A 2,633-nucleotide genomic window follows, 5' to 3' on the forward strand; every position below is an offset into this window, starting at 1 on the left:
CGCCACGGGGGAGCGTGCCGGGCCGTCCTTTTCGCACCTGGCGGTCAGCGGGGTGTCGGCTGGGCGGCGGTGTCCTCCCTGGCCCAGGCGCCGGCGCCGAGGCGGCCGGTGGTGCCGAGGTCGAGCTCCGGGACGACCATCACGGGGGCCGCGTCGGCGGTGGCGCGCACCCGGACGTAGGGCGCGTTCTGCGGGTCGCCGGCGCCGGCCTCGGTGGTGTTGCGCCACACCAGGGTGGCGCGGGCACCCTCCCCCGGGCCGAGGGCGATCTTCTGCGGCGGGTTGTCCGCGCCGGTGCCGGAGGCGATCTCGGCGCCGCCGCGCAGGATCCGCACGCCGTCGAGGGGCTTGTGGTCGAGGTCGAGCGGCTGCACCTGCGGGTAGCCGTCGAGGGTGACGGCGGCGGTGCCGCAGTTGCGCAGGTGCAGGCCGACCGCGCGCAGGCCCATCGCGGCGCTGCCCTCGTCGGCGTACAGCCGCAGGCCGGAGGGCGGGCAGGGGCCGTCGGCACTGGGCGCCTCGGCGGTGGGCACGCTGCGGACGGTGAGGAGCTCCGGCTTCGGCGGGCGGTCGCCGGCGCCGGGCCGGTCCGGGGTGGGGGCGCCCGGGCGGGAGCCCGACCCGGCCGCACCGGGCGTGGCCAGGAGGTCGATCCGCCCCTTCTCGGTGGCGCCGGGGGCGAGCCCGGTGACGGTCCGGGTGAGGTTCCCTCCCCCGCCCGGGCCGCCGAACACCATCGCGCCCCGGTCCGGATCGGGGCCGTTGAACACCACGGTGTAGTCGTACGGTTCGCTGTTCGGGTTGGTCACCTCGTACTCGAAGCAGGTGCGGCCGACGACGGTGATCCGCGCCCCGCCCTGGGCGAGCGCGGTCGGCTGCGGCACGCCGGGCGCACTCGGCGGCGGGCTGCCGCACGGCCCGGGACCGCCGGAGCCCTCCGGGCCACCGCCGGAGGCCGCGGTCGTCGCGGTGCCGCAGCCCGCGAGCAGGAGCGCGGCGGTGGCGGCGGCCACGGCGGTGGCGGCGGGGTGCCGGGCCGTCAGCGGGCGGCGGGGCGGGAAGGGCTGGCGCATCGGGCGAGTCGATCACGCCCCGCGCCGGACGGCAGTGAGCTGCGCCACGTCGCGGGCAACAGTCCTGCCACGGTCCGCGCCTCCCGGCCGGCGCCCGGGGAACTGGAGGGACCACTCCTGCTTCCACCGGGATTCTCCGTCCCCCGGCTCCCGACGCAATCCCCATGGCAAGATCAGGAAGCCTGACACCCTTCACACGCCACCCCGCTCACCGGCCCCGACCCCTGGGGCCCGGGCGAGCGGTCGTCAGAGATCGGAGGACCCGCGAGGTGTCCGCAGCACCGGAGTTCCGCGGCTTCGACCTGGTCCGGCGCGGCTACGACCGCGAGCAGGTCGACCACTACCTCAGAGCCCTGTCCGGGGCCGTCTCACTGCCGCCCGTGCCGACGTTCACGATCAGGTGGCGGGGCTACGACCGCGAGCAGGTCGACGCGCGCATCGCGGACCTCCTGCGCGGCAGGGGCGGCAGCGCGTAACCCACGTGGGCCCTTGCATAGGAAGTCGGACCGGCCGACTTCCCGTACCGGCTCCGGCCCCCGAAGACCGTCCCTAACCGGCGGCGCCGTCCTGCGCGATGACGGCCTGGGCCCGCTGCGTCCGCGCGCTCAACTGCTGGACGAAGCTCCGCAGGGCGTCGGCGTTCCTCGCGATGTACTGGTTGTCGTAGGCGGTCTCCACCGCGACGAGCCGGCCGACCGTGTTCAGGGAGAGCTTGCAGGCGATGTCGGCCTCGGCCGTCGGCACCTCGTCCGGGCTGCGCGGGGCCGGCGTCGCGGCCGCGGGGGTGGTGCCCGCCGCGGGGGTTGCTCCCGCCGCGCCCCACCTGCGGTCGCTGTAGGCGTCCGCCGGGTTGGCGTAGCTGTAGCCCTTCTCCTTCATGCACGCGCTCCACTGCGCGTACGCGGCGGTCAGGCGCGGGTCGGTGAGGGGGATCCGGGGGCCCTTGTCGGGCAGGCCCTGCGCGGTGCCCGGCACCGGCGGCGGCCCGCCGAGCGCGTCCGCGCCGGCCTGCCAACAGCCGCCCTTCGGCACCGGCCTGCCGTTGAAACTCGTGACCGGCTTCCCCGCGGAGTCCGCTCCGTAGAGCACCGAGGTGACGTCCGGGGAGAGGGTGGAGTCGGGGATGACCTGGTTGCGGTCGTATCCCTTCTCGGCCGCCTTCGCGGGGGCGAAGTACCCGTAGAGCTGGGTCCGTTCCCGGGCCGCCGTCGCCGCCTGGGCGAAGGCGTCGTAGCTCTCCTCCGGGGCCTGGAGGCCGAAGTCCTTCATGCAGCGGGCCGTGACGAGGTGCGAGGCGCGACTGATCGTCACGGCCTGCTCGGCGGTCGGCTTGTAGCCGTCGAGGGGAAGGGCGATCTGCTCCGGCCGGTCGATGACCGGCACCTGCCCCATCGGCGGCGGGCCGGAATTCGCCTGGCCTCCGCCGGAACAGGCGGAAAGGGAACCCACGGCCACGGCCAGAACGGTGAGAACGAGCGGGGCGCGTCCCCGCGGTGGCATCGCCATCGGAATTCTTCTCCTCCCTGGAGAAAAGCGGAGAAAAGCGGGCGGCGGGCATCC

3 protein-coding genes are annotated in these 2,633 nt (G+C 75.5%); 1 reads left to right on the forward strand and 2 read right to left on the reverse strand.

Annotation, left to right across the window (positions count from 1 at the left end; translation table 11 throughout):
• Positions 1-44 precede the first annotated feature (44 nt).
• Positions 45-1,073, reverse strand: a complete 1,029-nt coding sequence (locus ACFU6K_RS36160; protein ID WP_380670454.1) for a DUF4232 domain-containing protein — start codon at positions 1,071-1,073, stop codon at positions 45-47.
• Between the two features lie 269 nt (positions 1,074-1,342).
• Between ACFU6K_RS36160 and ACFU6K_RS36165 the strand changes: the two genes are divergently transcribed.
• A complete protein-coding gene (locus ACFU6K_RS36165) occupies positions 1,343-1,549 on the forward strand; it encodes a hypothetical protein (protein WP_380670456.1) in 207 nt (68 codons plus the stop codon).
• A 73-nt stretch (positions 1,550-1,622) separates the two neighbouring features.
• Here ACFU6K_RS36165 and ACFU6K_RS36170 read toward each other — a convergent pair whose 3' ends face one another.
• On the reverse strand, positions 1,623-2,456 hold the full coding sequence (locus ACFU6K_RS36170; protein WP_380670458.1) for a hypothetical protein: 834 nt from the start codon (positions 2,454-2,456) through the stop codon (positions 1,623-1,625).
• Positions 2,457-2,633: the final 177 nt, after the last annotated feature.

Source organism: Kitasatospora sp. NPDC057512 (genome assembly GCF_042802135.1).
Classification (GTDB): Bacteria; Actinomycetota; Actinomycetes; order Streptomycetales; family Streptomycetaceae; genus Kitasatospora.

Excerpts from the sequence above, each read along its gene's own strand:
- ACFU6K_RS36160 (WP_380670454.1), bottom strand. The coding sequence starts at position 1,073 with ATGCGCCAGCCCTTCCCGCCCCGCCGCCCGCTGACGGCCCGGCACCCC.